Origin of the sequence: Pseudomonas sp. NPDC087598, from assembly GCF_044743525.1 — a bacterium.
GTDB lineage: Bacteria > Pseudomonadota > Gammaproteobacteria > Pseudomonadales > Pseudomonadaceae > Aquipseudomonas.
This window is the reverse complement of sequence record NZ_JBIUWQ010000013.1, coordinates 1-16,193: the sequence shown is the minus strand read 5'-3', so window position 1 is coordinate 16,193 and position 16,193 is coordinate 1. Positions and strand designations below refer to the sequence as shown.

The window sequence follows — 16,193 nt, the reverse complement described above, 5'->3', positions numbered from 1 at the left end:
CCAGCTCCCACAGGATTTTGTGGCGTTTGGGTTACAGGGACAGATCCCGGAAATGCTCCTGCAAAAACTCCACGCACGCCCTCAATTTCCCCGAATGCGCCAGTCGCGTCGGGTACACCGCCCAGACGTTGGCACTCTGACTGTAATCCTTGAGCACTTGAACCAGGCGCCCGTCAGCCAGCAGCGGCTGCACATCCCACAACGAGCGCAGCAGCATTCCCCGACCATCCAGCGCCCATTGCAGGACAATCTCGCCGTTGTTCGAGGATAACGGCCCGCTGACCCGCACGCTTTCCTGCGTGCCGTCGTGATCCAGATCCCAGATGCCGAACGCGTTGTCACGTTCCTTGATCACCAGGCAATCGTGTTGCTGCAACTCTTCGAGCGTCTGCGGCGTGCCGCGTCGTTGCAGATAACTCGGTGCGGCGCACAGCACTCGCCGGTTGCTGACCAGGCGCCGACCGATGTGCTGACCGGGAATATCGTCGCCGACACGGATCTCCAGATCGAACCCTTCATTGATGATGTCCACCACCCGGTCAAACAGGTCCAGGCGAATCTCCAATGCCGGGTAACGTTCGGCGAGCAATGAAATGGCAGGCGCCACGTGGTTGCGGCCAAAACCGAAACTGCTGCAGATGTGCAGGCGCCCGCGCGGGCTGTCGTGGGCGTCGGCAAGTTCGTCGTGCAGTTGCTGGAAATCATCGAGAATACGCAACGCCCAGCGCTGCACGCGCTCGCCGTCTTCGGTCAGTGAGACGCGGCGACTGGTGCGGTGCAACAGGCGCGTGCCGAGGGTGCTTTCAAGAATCTGGATGCGCTTGCTGACGTAGGCCGGGGACAGCCCCAACTCATCGGCGGCGGCAGCGAAACCGTTCTTGCGGATCACGGTGAGCAGCACGCGCAGGTCTTCAGGCAGGGGCACGGCGTCTTTCTTCTGAGTCATGTCAAAACGAGCACTGGCGGCAGAGGCCGCCAGCATAGCATCGGTGTCGGATTGCTCGGCTCAGCGCAGAAATTTCAGAGCTTCGCTGAGCAACAACTCGGGCACTTCTTCGGCGAGGTAGTGGCCGCCAGGCAAAGCTTGGCCAGTGACATTTGTGGCCACCTGTTGCCATTCCTTGAGCGGATCGAAGCAGCGTCCGACGGTGCCTTCAGCACCCCATAGCACCCGCAGTGGCAGATTCAACTGCTGCCCCGCCACAATGTCGGCGCGATCATGCTCCAGATCGATGCTGGCGCTGGCGCGGTAGTCTTCGCAGATCCCCCGAGCGCTGCCCGGTTGTTGCAGGCAACGCAGGTATTCGCCGAATGCCTGCTCGGTGAACGGCTTGAGCCCGGCGCTGCGACTGCCCATCACGCTGCGCAAGTAGGCTTCAGGATCAGCCTCGATCAAGATTTCCGGCAGTGGCGCCGGGCGGATCAGGAAGAACCAGTGCCAGTAGGCGCGGGCGAAGGCTTCGTTGGTTTGTGCGTACATCGCCAGGGTCGGGGCAATGTCCAGCAGCATCATGCGTTGCACGGCGGCGGGGTGGTCGAGGGCCAGACGGTGGGCGACCCGCGCGCCACGGTCGTGCGCGAGGATCGAGAATTGCTCGAAACCCAACACCTTCATCAGTTCGACGTTGTCGCGGGCCATTTCGCGTTTTGAATAATTGAGATGCAGCGCATCGGCAGCAGGTCGACTGCTGTCGCCGTAACCACGCAGGTCGGCGGCGACCACGGTGAAATGTTCGGCCAGTTGCTCGGCGATTTTGTGCCAGATCACATGAGTCTGCGGATGGCCGTGCAGCAGCAACAGGCCCGGCCCGCTACCGCCGAGACGGTAGGCAATGTCGACGCCGTTGACGTGGCGCTGGTCTTTGAGAAATCCGGCAAACATCGGGCTGATCCTTTTTCAGGGTGCTTGTGGAATGCATCCTGAAATTGTCCGGCGTTCGGGGCAAGGGGTTAAGTGTGGTGTGGCGGTTCATGAAGTGTGTTTATGGGTTTCTTTGGTGCCGGTACTGGCCCTTCGCGAGCAGGCTCGCTCCCACATTGGAATGCATTGCAAATGTGGGAGCGAGCCTGCTCGCGAAGGGACCAGTGATCACGCCGCAAATCTCAACCCTGCTGAAACATCTCTATCGCCCGCTGCCTGATTTGCTCTTGCGTCAGATCTTCCTTGCGTGAGGCGAGAAACCACAGGTGCCCGAACGGGTCCTTCAATGTCCCGCTGCGATCACCGTAGAACTGATCCTTGACCTCGGACACCGTCGTCGCCCCGGCATCCAGTGCTCGTTGAAAAGATTTGTCGACATCGGTCACATACAAATGCAAACCGACCGAAACCGCTGTGTCCGGGCCGCTCAACGGGCCCTGATCGCACGGCGTACCGAGCATGATCGCGCTGTCACCGATGCGCAGTTCGGCGTGGCCGACGCGGCCATCCGGCATGTCCAGGCGCATGACTTCGTTGGCGCCAAAGGCTTTCTTGTAAAAGTCGATGGCTTCGGCGGCTTTTTCGATGCCGAGATACGGGGTAATGCTGTGATACCCCTCGGGAATGGGTTTTACGCTCATGACGTTCTCCCTGTTTCTTGTTTTACGAAATACGGCTTCACCGCATCGGCGGAAGAATCACTATAGAACTGTCTTCACGGCCAGGAATTTCGCCCGACGAGCAGTCACTTCACTTTGAACCGTTATATAACTGTGGCGAGGGGATTTATCCCCGATGGGCTGTGAAGCAGCCCTGAAATCTGCCGATTCATTCTTTCTGGATTACTGCGCTGGGAGGCTTAGGGGCTGCTTCGCAACCCATCGGGGATAAATCCCCTCGCCACAAGTTTGTATCTACACAAGGATATTCATCAGGAATATTCAGGTTGGAAAGTGTGCCCCCGGTCCTTGTTCGCCTAGCACATCGCCCTGATTGCGCAGCGGACACGCCTCCATCGACAGACACCCGCAACCGATGCAGCCATTGAGTCGGTCGCGCAGCAAGGTCAGTTGATTGATCCGCTCATCCAGTTCGCGCCGCCATTGCTCCGAGAGGATCTTCCAGTCTGCCGCCGTCGGTGCGCGATCGTCCGGGAGGGTTTTCAGCGCCTCGCCAATCTCTGCCAGCGGAATCCCCAGCCGTTGTGCGACTTTGATCAACGCCACCCGGCGCAACACGGCTCGCGCATAGCGCCGCTGATTGCCAGCATTGCGCTGGCTCTTGATCAAACCCTTGGACTCATAAAAGTGCAGGGCTGTGACCGCGACACCGCTGCGCGCCGCGACTTCGCCGACAGTGAGCGGCTTATGCAGATTTTCCTTGCTGATCATGCTGAAAAAGCTCTTGACCTTGACTTAACTAGAGGTTTTACCCTGCAGGCCTTCGAGTCGCAAGACTCGTCTTACGATGAGTGGGGTCTTTTCATGCAAACGTCAGCGCAAAACCGCAGCTTTACCCAATTGATCGAATTCGAAATCGAGCCCCGCCAGCAACCGGCGCTGGTCTCGGCGTTGTCCGTGCAGACCGAACGCCTGGCGCAACGCTACGACGGTTTTGTCAGTGCGAGCGTGCAGGCCAGCGACGATGGCCGGCGGGTATTGAGCTTTCTGCAATGGCAGACACGCGAGGCCGGAGAGGCCGCGTTTCGCAGCTTCGAAAGTGGCGAGCAGGATTTCTGGCAGTTGATCCGCGCCCATCAGGCGAAGACCGTCACCTTCAACTCGTTTCAGGTGCTGAGCAGCATCGCCCGCAGTCACGACGATGCGCTGCACTGCACCCTGGTCGGTTAGATCGATAGCTGGATCAGTCGCTCGCCTTGCAAATTTTCCGTCATACGCCGCTTGTTCACCGCCAGTTCGCCGATCTTGATCAGCCGGGTGCGGGTGACATTGCGGCTCAGACCGAGCAACGCTGCGGTGTGCACCTGGTTGTAATGGCAAAAACGATAAGCGGCGCGCAGCAAGGCGTCCTCGACCTTTTCATGCAGCGCCCCGGCCTGTTGCGCGAAGAGTTTTTGAAAGGCCTGTTCCAGCAATGCTTCCGGTGAATCGTCGGTGTTGGCGTGATGATCGTCCGGGCGCTCGATGCGCAGGTTCGACAGGCGCAAATCATCGCGTTCAATCACGCCATTGCGGCAGATCAGCAGCGTGTGGTGGATGACGTTTTCCAGTTCGCGAATATTGCCCGGCCAACTGTAGCTGCGAAGCTTGTTTTCCGCGCCGGGGCTGATGCTGACCCGGCCGTAGCCCAGGCGCTGACTATAGGCCTCAATAAAATGCCGGGTCAGCGGCAGGATATCGCCGGGCCGCTCGCGCAACGGGCTCAGCTCGAGGTTGACCACGTTGAGCCGGTAATACAGGTCTTCGCGGAAATTGCCGGCGTTGATCGCTTTTTCCAGTTGCACGTTGGTCGCCGCCAGCACCCGTACATCGATGGCAATGCTTTTGCGCGAGCCTAGCCGCACCACTTCGCGTTCCTGCAACACTCGCAGCAACTTCACCTGAATCGCCATCGGCAAATCGCCGATCTCATCGAGAAACAGCGTGCCGCCATCCGCTTCCTCAAACCACCCGGCCTTGGCACTCAGCGCACCGGTAAACGCGCCTTTTTCGTGACCGAACAATTCGGCTTCCACCAGCGATTCGGAAAACGCCCCGCAATTGACCGCAATGAATGGCCGATGACGGCGGTTGCTCAGGTTATGAATGTGTCGCGCGACCAACTCCTTGCCGGTGCCGGTCTCGCCGATGATCAGCACGCTGGCTTCGCTCGGCGCGACCTGTTGCAAATGCGCGAGCAGGGCCTGGGACTTGGGGTCTTCGAACACCTGCGCAGTGGCGCGGATCGACGTGGCCAGGGCCGGTGAGGGCGGTAAAGTCAGCAGTTGCATGGGCTCGTCCTTCTTTTTAGTTCAAATGCAGGCAGGTCAGGAATAGAAGGTCGGCACCGGCAGCGCCTGATTCAGCGCCCAGTCGCCCAGTTCATGGAGCTTGTAATCCAGCGGGTCGTGCAGGGTTTGTGTGCGCAGGTTGCGCCAGTGGCGGTCGAGACGCAGCGAGGCGTGGGTCGAGCGTGCGCCGGTGACCTCGAACAATCGGCTACAGATGTCCAGACCCTGACGGCTGGTGGCAACTTTGGCGGTGGCAATCGCGGTGGCCAGATGTCCGCGTTCTTCGGCGCTGAGGTTCGGCCCCTTGGCCCACGCTTGATCAAGCAATGCTGCTGCACGCTCGACCAGCAGACGAATACCTTCCAGCGCAACCCAGAACTCACCGTAATGCGCGAGCACATAAGGATCTTCACGCACCTCCCGTGCGGTGGATTTGTGCCAGAGGCGGGTTTCGCTCAGCGTGTAATTTCGCGCTTCTTCGAAAGCACCTTCGGCAATCCCGAGAAACATATGCGTGAACGTCAGTTGCGCGATCAACGGGCGCAGGCACGCGAACGGCGTGCTTAACGGGCCGGGATCAAGGAGCAATTCCGACTCTTCGACCCTTACCCGTTCGAAGGTGGCGCTGCCGCTGTCGGTCTGGCGCTGGCCGATGTTGTTCCAGTCCTCATGTAACGTGATGCCACTGCGGCCCGTGGGGATTGCGGCGATGAGCAATTTGCCGCCAGCACTTTCATCCACTGCCGAAGCGATCAGCATTTGCGAGTCGGTGGCGCCGGAGCAAAAGCTTTTCTTGCCGGAAAACTCGCGCCAGCCACCGAAGTCCTTGACCACCGTGCGGGTGTCCAGCGGATTCAGGGCGTTGCCCCAGAACCAGTTCTGGCGGGCAGTCTGTTCGAACCACGGCTGCCATTGCTCGGTGCGCGAAAACAGGCGCACGGTGGCGAGCATCAGGTGATGAAAACCGAAGACGTGGGCGATGGAACTGTCGACCTTGGCGAACTCGCGCACGATCTGCAGGGTTTCACTCCAGCTCGCGCCGAGACCGCCGTAGCGGGTGGGAATGCTCAGGGCCAGCAGGCCGCTGTCACGCAGGGCATCGCGCTGGGCTTTCGGGGTGCCACCGCGCTCATCGCGTTCGACGGCGGTCAGGGCAAATTCGGCGGCCAGTTGACGGGCAGTCTGCAAGGGAGACAGCAAGGTACTTTGCGGTTTGGCGGTCACACGGTGTTCCTCATGAAATCGATTCCAATCCCCTGGAAAAACTTGTGGCGAGGGAGCTTGCTCCCGCTGGATTGCGCAGCAAGCCCATGCGTCTGCTTCGCAGCCGAGCGGGAGCAAGCTCCCTCGCCACAAATTTCCACAGGTTCCAGGTGAGCGGTGGCTCAGGTCGTGGTTTTGGCGGGAAGTACGTCGTTGGCAATCATTTCGCCAAACGGCCCGGTGAGGTTGGTCACGCCGCGTCCGGCCAGGCTCGCGTACGGTTCCGGCAGAAGTGGAAACACCAGTTCGGCAAATCGGTAAGCCTCTTCCAGATGCGGATAACCAGAGAAGATGAAGCTCTCGATGCCGAGGTCCGCGTACTCCTTGATCCGCGCCGCAACTTGCTGCGGATCGCCGACCAGCGCGGTGCCGGCGCCACCACGCACCAGGCCGACGCCGGCCCACAGGTTCGGGGCGATTTCCAGGTTGTCGCGGCGGCCATCGTGCAATGCCGCCATGCGGCGCTGGCCTTCGGAGTCGAAGCGCGAGAAGGATTTCTGCGCCGCGGCAATGGTTTCATCGCTGATGTGCTCGATCAGTTTGTCCGCCGCTTTCCACGCCTCTTCGGCCGTCTCGCGGACGATCACATGCAAACGAATACCGAACTTGACCTTGCGTCCATGGCGCGCCGCACGTTCACGCACATCGGCAAGTTTTTCGGCGACGGCGGCGGGCGGTTCACCCCATGTCAGGTAAACGTCGACCTGCTCGGCTGCCAGGTCATGCGCTGCATCGGACGAACCGCCGAAGTACAGCGGTGGATAAGGCTTCTGCACCGGCGGGTACAGCGCCTTGGCGTTCTGCACCTTCAGATGTTTGCCGTCGAAATCCACGGCCTCGCCTTGCAGCACCCGACGCCAGATCTTGAGGAATTCGTCGGTGACTTCGTAGCGCTCGCTGTGGCTGAGGAAGCTGCCGTCGCCACGGTTCTCGTCCGGATCGCCACCGGTCACCACGTTGATCAGCAAGCGCCCGTTGGACAGTCGATCCAGGGTTGCCGCCATGCGCGCCGAGACCGTCGGCGAGATGATCCCCGGACGAATCGCCACCAGATAACGCAGGCGTTCAGTCAACGGCACCAGCGCCGAGGCGATCACCCATGAATCCTCGCAGGAGCGCCCGGTGGGAATCAGCACGCCGTGGTAACCGAGGCTGTCCGCGGCTTGCGCGACTTGTTTCAAGTAGTTGAGCGTGACCGGGCGCGCGCCTTGAGTGGTGCCCAGATAGTGGCCGTCGCCGTGGGTCGGCAGGAACCAGAAAACATCCATGAACAGCTCCTTAAGCGATCTTCAGCAACGGTTTGATTTGTGTCGCGAACAGCGGCGCGGCGCGTTCGGCGGCCAAGCGGATGCGCGCCTTCAGCGATTCGCTGGTGATCTGGTAATTGGCGAAATCGGCTTCGGTGGCGTACACGCCGATCGGCAGCGTCACGGCCTGGAAGAAACTCAACAGCGGGCGCAACTGGTGATCGAGCACCAGCGCATGGCGTTCGCTGCCGCCAGTGGCCGCCAGCAACACCGGGGTATCGATCAGCGCATTGAGGTCGATCAGATCGAACAAATGCTTGAGCAGGCCCGGATAGGAACCGCGATAAACCGGCGCGGCGACGATCAGCAGGTCGGCCTGTTCAATCGCTTGCAACTCGGCTTCGACTTCCGCGTTCAGTTCCTGACGCGAAAGAGCACCTCCGAGGGGGCGGGCGATGTCGCCGAGTTCGATCAGATGGCTTTCGATTGGCAAGTGTTCGGCCAATTCGCTCAGCAGGGCCTGGGTCAGCACCAGGGTGCGCGATGGACGCCAGGTGCCGCCGGACAGGGCGACGACTTTCAGGGGACGCGACATGATCAATTCCTTGTTTTCAACAGTTGCTCAGCGAGCAGTGAGTGAGTCACCTGGCTTGAGCAAGCGCTGTACCAATTCCTGCAAGGCCCGTATTACCGGGCGTTGAGCGTTCTGGTGAGACTCGACTGTGTGATTTTCAGCGTGTTTTGTTGAACGGCTGTTGCCTGGGCAACAGTTGCTGAGGCAACAGTAGCGAGCGCATGGAGGGATTTATAAAGGTTGATTGTTATTCCGTAAAAGAACGTTAATCGATATTTATAGTTCATTAGGAGATATGTGGGGCGCGGTGCTGATTCACTGATAGCCACTATTGAAAGCGTTGATTTCTGCGCGAGCGTGGCCGGGCGTAGCCTTTGTCCATCGACCCACATTGCTCGCCAGGACGCTCCCCATGAATCGCTTACTGACTGTTTCCCTGATGCTCGCTGTTTCCGTACTCGCCGGTTGTGCCAGCCATGTCTCTCCGGAATTGCGGCCCTATACCGCAGAAGAATCCCGTGAATTGGCAATGGAAGCGCTGAACCGCAGCGGTTTGTCGTTTGACGAATACCACGCGAAAAAAGCCCAATTGCTCGGCCAGTCGCAATTCGACAAGCGAGCTGAAATGAGCGCGGAACGTGCCGTACAGCTGCACGGTCGTCCTAGCTAAAACAAACTGTACTGCTGGAAGTTTTACCCAACTGTCCGTGGGTTTGCCGGATCGCGTGGGGTAGGGTCAACACCTGAATGACCCTGATGGACTACCCACCATGACCCTCTCGCTTGATCTGTTGTTGGGCTTTGCCCTGTTTGCCCTTGTCACCTCGATTACGCCGGGGCCGAACAACACCATGTTGTTGGCATCGGGGGTCAACTTCGGTTTCAATCGCACCATTCCGCACATGCTTGGCATCACCTGTGGCTTCTTCGTACTGGTGGTGGCCGTGGGCTTCGGCTTGGGCGCAGTGTTTCAAACCTATCCGATCCTCTACACGGTTCTGCGCTATGTCGGCGCGGCGTACCTGTTGTATCTGGCGTGGAAAATTGCTCACTCGGGGCCCGTCGGTGACAACGTCGCAGGCGGAGCCAAACCGATCAGCTACCTTGGCGCTGCGGCGTTCCAATGGGTCAATCCGAAGGCGTGGATCATGGCCATTGGTGCTATCAGCACCTATACGCCGATGCAGGGCTATTTCACCAACGTCGTCGTGATTGCTGCGGTGTTCGCCATCATCAACCTGCCGAGCGTCGGCATCTGGGCGGCGTGCGGCACGCTATTGCGCAATGTGTTGAAAGATCCGCGCTGGCTGCGCGTATTCAACTGGGGCATGGCGGCGTTGCTGGTGATTTCGTTGTACCCGTTACTTCTCGAAAGCTTCAGCTGACACACTGCTTCAACCGCCGGCCCGATGCCTGTTAAGCTCGGCTTCAGGAGCGTTCCTACGCACTTTTAAATGAAGTTGTTCTTCTTTAACGGCATCCGATCAGGTATTGATGACGCTCTCGAACCGACGCGCAGCTCACAAGGCTGCGCAGTGCCGTTTGCAGACACGAGCCTCCTGATCCCGGAACACGCTCTGCGAGTCTTTTATGAATATACGTCCGTTGTATTTCGATTACGCCGCCACCACCCCGGTGGACGAGCGGGTCATCCAGGTGATGATCGAATGTCTGGGTTTTCACGGTAATTTCGGCAACCCGGCCTCCAGCTCCCACGCGTTCGGCCAGCAAGCCCGGCAAACGGTCGAGCAGGCCCGCCGGCAAGTCGCCGAACTGGTCGGCGCACAAGCCGAACAGATCGTCTGGACCTCCGGTGCCACCGAGTCCAACAACCTCGCCCTCAAAGGCGTCGCTCAGGCGCGCGGTGTGCCCGGCGGCCACATCATTACCAGCCAGATCGAACATAAAGCCATTCTCGATACCGCCCGCCAGTTGCAGGACAGCGGCATTGCCGTGACCTATCTGGTGCCGGACGCCGATGGCTTGATCACCCCGCAAGCGGTCAGCGAAGCCATGCGTGACGACACCTTTCTGGTCTCGCTGATGCTGGTCAACAACGAACTCGGCACCGTCAACGATATCCCGGCCATCGGTGCAATCGTCCGCGCACGCGAGGCGTTGTTTCATGTCGACGCGGCGCAGGGCGCCGGCAAAGTCGCGATTGATCTGGCGCAGTGGCCGGTCGATCTGATGTCGTTCTCGGCGCACAAACTCTACGGCCCCAAAGGTATCGGCGCGCTATACGTTGGCCCACGGGCACAGCAACGCGTGCAAGCGCAGATTCACGGCGGCGGGCACGAAAGCGGTTTGCGCTCGGGTACCCTGGCGACCCACCAGATCGCTGCGATGGGCGCCGCATTTGCCGTGGCCGCTGCGTCATTTGATGACGAGAAAAAAACCATTGTCGCGTTGCGCGAGCGCTTGCTCGAACAACTGCTGAGCCTGCCGGGCGTGCGCATCAACGGCAGTGCCACTCAGCGTATTCCGCATACCTTGAGCCTGACCTTCAGCGAAGGCGAATTCAACAGCGCGGCGCTCAGCCATTCGATCGCATTTTCGGCGACCTCGGCGTGCAACTCCGCGAGCAACACACCGTCGCACGTGCTGTTGGCTCTGGGGCATGATGCGCATCTAGCCGGGCGCACCATTCGCTTGAGCCTCGGCCGCTTCACCAGCGCCGAAGATATCGACAAGGCCGCACAACTGATCAAGACCGCCTGCGCCAGTGCCCCGGCATTCTGGGCGACAGGGCTTTAACGCGCCGGTTGTTCCGGTGACGAACAATAACGATGAAGTGATTGGCAGGAGACATGATGAGTACCCAGACTTTGACCGAAGGATCGGTTCCCCAGCGCCTGGCGCACACCCGTGAACTGATGCGCCGCGAAGGCATTCATGCGCTGTTGGTGCCGTCCGCCGACCCGCATTTGTCGGAATACCTGCCGGGTTACTGGCAAGGCCGGCAGTGGCTCTCGGGTTTCCATGGCTCGGTCGGGACTTTGATTGTTACTGGCGATTTCGCCGGTGTCTGGGCTGACAGTCGTTATTGGGAACAGGCGACCAAGGAACTCAAGGGCAGCGGGATCGAGTTGGTCAAACTGCAACCGGGTCAGCCGAGCCCGCTGGACTGGCTGGCTGAACAAACACCTGAGGGTGGCGTGGTTGCGGTCGATGGCGCGGTGATGGCGGTGGCTTCCGCCCGCACACTGGGCAGCAAGCTCGAAGCGCGCGGCGCACGTCTGCGTACCGATATCGATCTGCTCAAGGAAGTCTGGAGCGATCGCCCAAGCCTGCCGAATGCGCCGATCTATCAGCATCTGCCGCCGCAAGCGACTGTCAGTCGTGGCGAGAAGCTCGCCAAACTGCGCGAGACATTGCAGGAGCGCGGTGCCGATTGGCACTTCATCGCCACCCTCGACGACATCGCGTGGTTGTTCAATCTGCGTGGCGGTGACGTGTCGTTCAACCCGGTATTTGTTTCCTTCGCGTTGATCAATCAACAGCAAGCCACGCTGTTCGTGGCGTTGAGCAAGGTTGATGCTGAATTGCGGGCAGTGTTGGAGAAAGACGGCGTAACGTTGCGTGATTACAGCGAAGTGTCAGACGCTCTGCACGCCGTGCCGAGCGGTGCAAGCCTGCTGGTGGATCCGGCGCGGGTAACCAGTGGTCTGCTGGAAAACCTCGACAGCGGGGTGAAACTGATCGAAGGCCTGAATCCGACCACACTGGCCAAATCGCAAAAAAGTGAAGCTGACGCCCAGCACATCCGTAAAGCCATGGAGCAGGACGGTGCGGCGCTCTGCGAATTTTTCGCCTGGCTGGAGTCAGCCTGGGGCCGCGAACGCATTACCGAGCTGACCATCGACGAAAAACTCACCGCTGCCCGCGAGCGTCGTCCGGATTATGTTTCGCTGAGTTTCAACACCATTGCTGCGTTCAACGCCAATGGCGCGATGCCGCACTATCACGCGACCGAAGAAGAGCATGCGCTGATCGAAGGGGATGGCCTGCTGCTGATCGACTCCGGTGGTCAGTACCTGGGTGGCACTACCGATATCACGCGAATGGTGCCAGTCGGCACGCCGACTGAAGAGCAGAAGCGTGACTGCACACGCGTATTGAAAGGCGTGATTGCACTGTCGCGGGCACAGTTCCCGAAAGGCATTCTGTCGCCGTTGCTCGACGCTATCGCGCGCGCGCCAATCTGGGCAGAAAGCGTCGATTACGGTCACGGCACCGGTCACGGCGTGGGTTATTTCCTCAACGTACACGAAGGCCCGCAGGTGATTGCCTACCAGGCCGCGGCGGCACCGCAAACCGCGATGCAACCGGGGATGATCACGTCCATCGAACCGGGTACTTATCGTCCGGGTCGTTGGGGCGTACGCATCGAGAACCTGGCGATGAACCAAGTGGCAGGTAGCAGCGAGTTTGGCGAATTCCTCAAATTCGAAACCTTGACCCTGTGCCCGATCGATACACGATGCCTGGTGCCGTCGTTGCTGACTCAGGAAGAGAAACAGTGGTTCAACGCATACCACGCTGAAGTGCGCGAGCGCTTGAGCCCATTGCTCGAGGGTGCGGCGCTGGAATGGTTGAACACGCGTACTGCGGCGATTTGATCATCCTGAACTCGGGCGCTGAAATCAGCGCCTGAGTGTGTTTATCGATCTAACCCAGACGCAATGCTTCCTCGACGAAGTCGAGACGATCCTGGCCAAAGAACATCTGATTGCCGATAAACATGGTCGGGGCACCGAACACGCCACGTTTAACGGCTGTCTCGGTATTGTCTTTCAGTGCAGCCTTGACGGTTTCGTCGTTGCTCAGCGCCAGGACTTCATCGGGATCAAAGCCGTGTTCGCTCAACACGGCGGCGACCGTAGCCGGTTCATCCAGGCTTCGGCCTTCTACCCACAATGCGCTGAACAAACCGTCGATAAACGCTTGAAAGCGTTCCGGCTGGCGTAACTGTATGCCGGTGACGGCACGCATCAGTATCAGCGTGTTGATCGGGAAGTGCGGATTGAACTTAAGGGGCACGCCATAGCGTTTGGCATAGCGATCGAGATCCTCAAACATATATCGACCTTTTGCCGGGATCATTGCCGGTGAAGCGTTGCCGGTTGCCTTGAATACTCCACCTAGCAACATCGGAATGTAGATCAGCTTGCTGCCGGTGTCGGTGCAGATTTTCGGCAGTTGGGTGTAGGCCAGGTAAGTGGCAGGGCTTCCGAGGTCGAAGTAGAACTCCACGGTTTTGGTCATCGTCGCTGCTCGCTATTTTATTGTTATGGGGCGGTGGGCTTACCAGCGTTCGTTCCAGGGGCGCAGATCGAGTTCGAACGTCCATGCGTCCCGTGGCTGGCTGTGCAGGTACCAGTAATTTTCGGCGATGTGCTCGGGGTTGAGAATACCGTCCTGATCCTTGGTGGCGTACTTTTCAGGGAAAGTGGTGCGGATGAAGTCGGTATCGATAGCACCATCGACCACGACATGGGCAACGTGAATGTTCATCGGCCCCAACTCACGCGCCATGCTTTGCGCCAAGGCCCGGATGCCGTGCTTGGCTCCGGCGAACGCCGCGAAACCCGACGCACCACGCAATCCGGCAGTGGCTCCGGTGAAAAGGATTGTGCCGCGTTTGCGAGTGACCATGCGTTTGGCCACCTCACGGGCATTGAGGAAGCCCGAGAAGCAAGCCATTTCCCAGATCTTGAAATACTTGCGAGCGGTTTCTTCGAGGATGCTGCAGGGCACATTGGCGCCGATATTGAAGACAAACGCTTCAATCGGGCCGAGGCGGGTTTCGATGTCTTCGATCAGGGCAATGACGTCTTCTTCCTTACGCGCATCGCAGGCAAAACCGTGGGCTTCGCCGCCCTCTGCCTGAATCGCCTCCACCAACGGCTGCAATTTATCGGCACTGCGCCGGGTGATGCAGGCGACGAATCCTTCTTTGGCAAAGCGCTTGGCAATCGCTCCTCCCGTTGCATCGCCCGCGCCAACCACCAATACGACCTTCTTCTTATTCATGGGTGTACCCCTTTAGTAAACGATCGTTAAGTGAACGAACGTTATGCTAGGATCCGATCAACGTCAAGGCGGCCAATTCGAGGATCAACACATGCGTTATTCCGCCAGTCACAAACTGGAAACCCGTGAGAAGTTACTACAGAGCAGCGCGCTGTCGGCCAAGCGAAACGGGTTTGCCACGGTCGGTGTCGATGGTTTGATGAAAGCCATTGGTCTGAGCGGAGCGGCGTTTTACAGCCACTTTTCGTCGAAAGATGCGCTGTTCACCGCCATCGTCGAGCGAGAGTTGGGGCAAAGCCTGACGCGATTGGGCGGGCAGGGTGAACAGGATCGCGAGCGGCTGGAACGCTGTCTCAAGCACTATTTGAGCATGGCTCACGTTGAACAGCCTGAATCCGGTTGTGCCTTGCCGGCGTTAGGCGCGGAAATCGCCCGTTCGGATATTCAGGTTCGTGAGCAGGCCGAGCTGTGGATCTGTCGGCTTCAGGAGAGTTGGGCGCGAATACTGGAGAGCGACAGCCTGGCGTGGTCGGTTCTGTCGCAGTGCGTTGGAGCACTGGTGGTGGCGCGGATGCTGGCCACGCCGGACATTCAGCGAACGGTGCTGAAGTCCAGTCATGACGAGATTGGTCGCCAGATCGCCAGTTTGCCGTGATCTATTTGCAGATGACGATCATGCTGCGGCTGGTGTAACCGGCGGGATTGAGACCGAAGGGATAATCGCCAGGCTCCTCCACGGAGTCCCCCGACTTGGCGATGACCTTATAGCCTTTCGGAGCGCAGGAATTGGCTGCGCTGGTGTAGCACTTGTCCCAAGAGGACGAGAGTCCCGAACAGTTGATGTGCAGACCTTTTTTGCCGTGCTTTACCTGGGTTTTCGAGGTCGCCGCGCAGCCCGCGATTGCGAGTACGGCGATCAGTATCAAAATTCGTTTCATTACCGTCCTTATAGCCGCCGCGAGTCTGACGCTCGGGTCTGCCTGTATTCGCCTGCGCTCTAAGCGTTTTGAAATCCCTGTCCGAAAAAATCCATGTCTGGCATTGGGTTACGGATCTAAACATGGCCTATATGAGCGCCAATTGCCAGACCTTCGTCAAATCCTGTTTCAATCTGCCGCAATGGCAGGCTTGGCGGCGCTGCCCATGGTCATGGTCGCACCGACGGAAGCCAGAATAATGCACAGGATCGCCATCCATTGTGACAGCGTGAGGTATTCCTGCAGAAACAGCAGACCTGAAAGGGCTCCAAACGCGGGTTCGATGCTCATCAACGTGCCGAAGGTGCGCGCGGGAATGCGCGTGAGCGCGACCATTTCCAGAGTGTAGGGAAGGGCGGTGGAGAGGATGGCGACGCCAATGGCCACCGGGATCAGCGAGGGCGTCAGTAGAGCGGCTCCAGCATGGACGATGCCAATGGGTGCGACGAACAACGCCGCGATCATCACACCCAGAGCTGCGGTCGTAACGCCGTTATCAGCACCGGCCTTTTGCCCGAACAGAATATATAGCGCCCAACAGACGCCGGCCCCCAAAGCGTAACCGGCGCCGACCAAATCGATTCCGGCGGTTGTCGCTCCAGTCGGTATCAATAGCAGTAGTCCGGTTGCAGCGAGACCGATCCATATAAAGTCGATGGCGCGACGAGATGCATAGATGGCTACGGCCAATGGTCCGGTGAATTCGAGGGCAACGGCGATACCCAATGGCACGGTGCGCAGTGACATATAGAAGAGGAAGTTCATTCCGCCCAGCGCCATGCCGTAGACGATCACTGTGCGCAATGACTTGGCTGTCAGCTTTGCTCGCCACGGGCGCAGCAATAACAGCATGATCACACTGGCGAAGATCAAGCGCAGGGTGGTTGTCCCTTGAGCGCCGACAACCGGGAACATGCTTTTGGCCAGCGACGCGCCGGACTGGATCGATGCCATGGCTATTAATAGCAGGCCAACCGGAAACAGCATTGAGGCGAGGGAGCGGGGTTGGTCATTCATTGCAGGGCATCGTCCGAAGTAAGAGCTGGGTATTGTTATAGGCGTTGGGCAATATACTGCGCATTCATGGCGGGCGCGTCTATATGTAAGCAGGCTTTTCCAGCGTTTCGACAAAAAGCGAAATTAACGGTTGACGACAGATTCTGGAGGCCTATAATTCGCCCCACTTCCGGCGCAGTCGAAACGGAAAACTCCTTGAGATTCAATG

At 59.1% G+C, this 16,193-nt stretch carries 18 protein-coding genes; 6 read left to right on the top strand and 12 right to left on the bottom strand.

The window, feature by feature from the left end; translation table 11 throughout:
- Window positions 1-31: 31 nt before the first annotated feature.
- From ACIOWE_RS09850 to soxR, 4 genes are all read right to left on the bottom strand, one after another.
- Entirely contained in the window at window positions 32-982 is a 951-nt protein-coding gene (locus ACIOWE_RS09850) for a LysR substrate-binding domain-containing protein (RefSeq protein ID WP_401390379.1), read from the bottom strand.
- A 24-nt stretch (window positions 983-1,006) separates the two neighbouring features.
- Entirely contained in the window at window positions 1,007-1,882 is an 876-nt protein-coding gene (locus ACIOWE_RS09845; protein WP_401390377.1) for an alpha/beta fold hydrolase, read from the bottom strand.
- Between the two features lie 221 nt (window positions 1,883-2,103).
- On the bottom strand, window positions 2,104-2,562 hold the full coding sequence (locus tag ACIOWE_RS09840) for a VOC family protein (RefSeq protein WP_401390374.1): 459 nt from the start codon (window positions 2,560-2,562) through the stop codon (window positions 2,104-2,106).
- Window positions 2,563-2,862: 300 nt separating this feature from the next.
- The gene (gene soxR / locus ACIOWE_RS09835; protein ID WP_401390371.1) at window positions 2,863-3,312 is read right to left on the bottom strand and encodes a redox-sensitive transcriptional activator SoxR; all 450 of its coding nucleotides are present in this window, start codon (window positions 3,310-3,312) and stop codon (window positions 2,863-2,865) included.
- 93 nt (window positions 3,313-3,405) lie between these two features.
- Here soxR and ACIOWE_RS09830 point away from each other — a divergent pair, with 93 nt between their 5' ends.
- On the top strand, window positions 3,406-3,771 hold the full coding sequence (locus tag ACIOWE_RS09830) for an antibiotic biosynthesis monooxygenase (RefSeq protein WP_201237415.1): 366 nt from the start codon (window positions 3,406-3,408) through the stop codon (window positions 3,769-3,771).
- Here the strand turns inward: ACIOWE_RS09830 and ACIOWE_RS09825 are convergent.
- From ACIOWE_RS09825 to msuE, 4 genes are all read right to left on the bottom strand, one after another.
- The gene (locus tag ACIOWE_RS09825) at window positions 3,768-4,871 is read right to left on the bottom strand and encodes a sigma-54 interaction domain-containing protein (RefSeq protein WP_401390368.1); all 1,104 of its coding nucleotides are present in this window, start codon (window positions 4,869-4,871) and stop codon (window positions 3,768-3,770) included. The two genes, ACIOWE_RS09830 and ACIOWE_RS09825, sit on opposite strands and share 4 nt — an antisense overlap.
- A gap of 36 nt (window positions 4,872-4,907) precedes the next feature.
- Window positions 4,908-6,095 carry an acyl-CoA dehydrogenase family protein gene (locus ACIOWE_RS09820; protein ID WP_401390365.1) on the bottom strand — a complete coding sequence of 396 codons (1,188 nt, stop codon included), beginning with the start codon at window positions 6,093-6,095 and terminating at the stop codon, window positions 4,908-4,910.
- 161 nt (window positions 6,096-6,256) lie between these two features.
- The gene (ssuD, locus tag ACIOWE_RS09815) at window positions 6,257-7,402 is read right to left on the bottom strand and encodes an FMNH2-dependent alkanesulfonate monooxygenase (RefSeq protein WP_401390362.1); all 1,146 of its coding nucleotides are present in this window, start codon (window positions 7,400-7,402) and stop codon (window positions 6,257-6,259) included.
- A gap of 10 nt (window positions 7,403-7,412) precedes the next feature.
- On the bottom strand, window positions 7,413-7,976 hold the full coding sequence (gene msuE, locus ACIOWE_RS09810) for an FMN reductase (RefSeq protein ID WP_401390359.1): 564 nt from the start codon (window positions 7,974-7,976) through the stop codon (window positions 7,413-7,415).
- Window positions 7,977-8,367: 391 nt separating this feature from the next.
- Here msuE and ACIOWE_RS09805 point away from each other — a divergent pair, with 391 nt between their 5' ends.
- From ACIOWE_RS09805 to ACIOWE_RS09790, 4 genes are all read left to right on the top strand, one after another.
- A complete protein-coding gene (locus ACIOWE_RS09805) occupies window positions 8,368-8,625 on the top strand; it encodes a hypothetical protein (protein WP_201237420.1) in 258 nt (85 codons plus the stop codon).
- Between the two features lie 100 nt (window positions 8,626-8,725).
- On the top strand, window positions 8,726-9,340 hold the full coding sequence (locus ACIOWE_RS09800) for a LysE family translocator (RefSeq protein WP_401390357.1): 615 nt from the start codon (window positions 8,726-8,728) through the stop codon (window positions 9,338-9,340).
- Window positions 9,341-9,545: 205 nt separating this feature from the next.
- Window positions 9,546-10,712 carry an aminotransferase class V-fold PLP-dependent enzyme gene (locus tag ACIOWE_RS09795; protein ID WP_401390354.1) on the top strand — a complete coding sequence of 389 codons (1,167 nt, stop codon included), beginning with the start codon at window positions 9,546-9,548 and terminating at the stop codon, window positions 10,710-10,712.
- 56 nt (window positions 10,713-10,768) lie between these two features.
- A complete protein-coding gene (locus ACIOWE_RS09790; protein WP_401390351.1) occupies window positions 10,769-12,577 on the top strand; it encodes an aminopeptidase P family protein in 1,809 nt (602 codons plus the stop codon).
- A gap of 49 nt (window positions 12,578-12,626) precedes the next feature.
- On the opposite strand, the gene ACIOWE_RS09785 is transcribed toward ACIOWE_RS09790, so the two are convergent.
- Both ACIOWE_RS09785 and ACIOWE_RS09780 read right to left on the bottom strand, forming a co-directional pair.
- A complete protein-coding gene (locus ACIOWE_RS09785) occupies window positions 12,627-13,223 on the bottom strand; it encodes a 2-hydroxychromene-2-carboxylate isomerase (protein ID WP_401390348.1) in 597 nt (198 codons plus the stop codon).
- 39 nt (window positions 13,224-13,262) lie between these two features.
- The gene (locus ACIOWE_RS09780) at window positions 13,263-13,991 is read right to left on the bottom strand and encodes an SDR family oxidoreductase (protein WP_401390345.1); all 729 of its coding nucleotides are present in this window, start codon (window positions 13,989-13,991) and stop codon (window positions 13,263-13,265) included.
- A gap of 91 nt (window positions 13,992-14,082) precedes the next feature.
- Between ACIOWE_RS09780 and ACIOWE_RS09775 the strand changes: the two genes are divergently transcribed.
- Window positions 14,083-14,646 (top strand): TetR/AcrR family transcriptional regulator, encoded by a 564-nt coding sequence (locus tag ACIOWE_RS09775; protein WP_401390342.1) that lies wholly within the window; start codon window positions 14,083-14,085, stop codon window positions 14,644-14,646.
- A gap of 1 nt (window position 14,647) precedes the next feature.
- Here ACIOWE_RS09775 and ACIOWE_RS09770 read toward each other — a convergent pair whose 3' ends face one another.
- Window positions 14,648-14,929 (bottom strand): hypothetical protein, encoded by a 282-nt coding sequence (locus tag ACIOWE_RS09770; protein ID WP_103304826.1) that lies wholly within the window; start codon window positions 14,927-14,929, stop codon window positions 14,648-14,650.
- Window positions 14,930-15,097: 168 nt separating this feature from the next.
- Window positions 15,098-15,985, bottom strand: a complete 888-nt coding sequence (rhtA, locus tag ACIOWE_RS09765) for a threonine/homoserine exporter RhtA (RefSeq protein WP_401390339.1) — start codon at window positions 15,983-15,985, stop codon at window positions 15,098-15,100.
- Window positions 15,986-16,193 lie beyond the last annotated feature (208 nt).

Excerpts from the sequence above, each read along its gene's own strand:
- ACIOWE_RS09850 (WP_401390379.1), bottom strand. The coding sequence starts at position 982 with ATGCTGGCGGCCTCTGCCGCCAGTGCTCGTTTTGACATGACTCAGAAG.
- ACIOWE_RS09845 (WP_401390377.1), bottom strand. The coding sequence starts at position 1,882 with ATGTTTGCCGGATTTCTCAAAGACCAGCGCCACGTCAACGGCGTCGAC.
- ACIOWE_RS09840 (WP_401390374.1), bottom strand. The coding sequence starts at position 2,562 with ATGAGCGTAAAACCCATTCCCGAGGGGTATCACAGCATTACCCCGTAT.
- soxR (WP_401390371.1), bottom strand. The coding sequence starts at position 3,312 with ATGATCAGCAAGGAAAATCTGCATAAGCCGCTCACTGTCGGCGAAGTC.
- ACIOWE_RS09830 (WP_201237415.1), top strand. The coding sequence starts at position 3,406 with ATGCAAACGTCAGCGCAAAACCGCAGCTTTACCCAATTGATCGAATTC.
- ACIOWE_RS09825 (WP_401390368.1), bottom strand. The coding sequence starts at position 4,871 with ATGCAACTGCTGACTTTACCGCCCTCACCGGCCCTGGCCACGTCGATC.
- ssuD (WP_401390362.1), bottom strand. The coding sequence starts at position 7,402 with ATGGATGTTTTCTGGTTCCTGCCGACCCACGGCGACGGCCACTATCTG.
- msuE (WP_401390359.1), bottom strand. The coding sequence starts at position 7,976 with ATGTCGCGTCCCCTGAAAGTCGTCGCCCTGTCCGGCGGCACCTGGCGT.
- ACIOWE_RS09805 (WP_201237420.1), top strand. The coding sequence starts at position 8,368 with ATGAATCGCTTACTGACTGTTTCCCTGATGCTCGCTGTTTCCGTACTC.
- ACIOWE_RS09800 (WP_401390357.1), top strand. The coding sequence starts at position 8,726 with ATGACCCTCTCGCTTGATCTGTTGTTGGGCTTTGCCCTGTTTGCCCTT.
- ACIOWE_RS09795 (WP_401390354.1), top strand. The coding sequence starts at position 9,546 with ATGAATATACGTCCGTTGTATTTCGATTACGCCGCCACCACCCCGGTG.
- ACIOWE_RS09790 (WP_401390351.1), top strand. The coding sequence starts at position 10,769 with ATGAGTACCCAGACTTTGACCGAAGGATCGGTTCCCCAGCGCCTGGCG.
- ACIOWE_RS09785 (WP_401390348.1), bottom strand. The coding sequence starts at position 13,223 with ATGACCAAAACCGTGGAGTTCTACTTCGACCTCGGAAGCCCTGCCACT.
- ACIOWE_RS09780 (WP_401390345.1), bottom strand. The coding sequence starts at position 13,991 with ATGAATAAGAAGAAGGTCGTATTGGTGGTTGGCGCGGGCGATGCAACG.
- ACIOWE_RS09775 (WP_401390342.1), top strand. The coding sequence starts at position 14,083 with ATGCGTTATTCCGCCAGTCACAAACTGGAAACCCGTGAGAAGTTACTA.
- ACIOWE_RS09770 (WP_103304826.1), bottom strand. The coding sequence starts at position 14,929 with ATGAAACGAATTTTGATACTGATCGCCGTACTCGCAATCGCGGGCTGC.
- rhtA (WP_401390339.1), bottom strand. The coding sequence starts at position 15,985 with ATGAATGACCAACCCCGCTCCCTCGCCTCAATGCTGTTTCCGGTTGGC.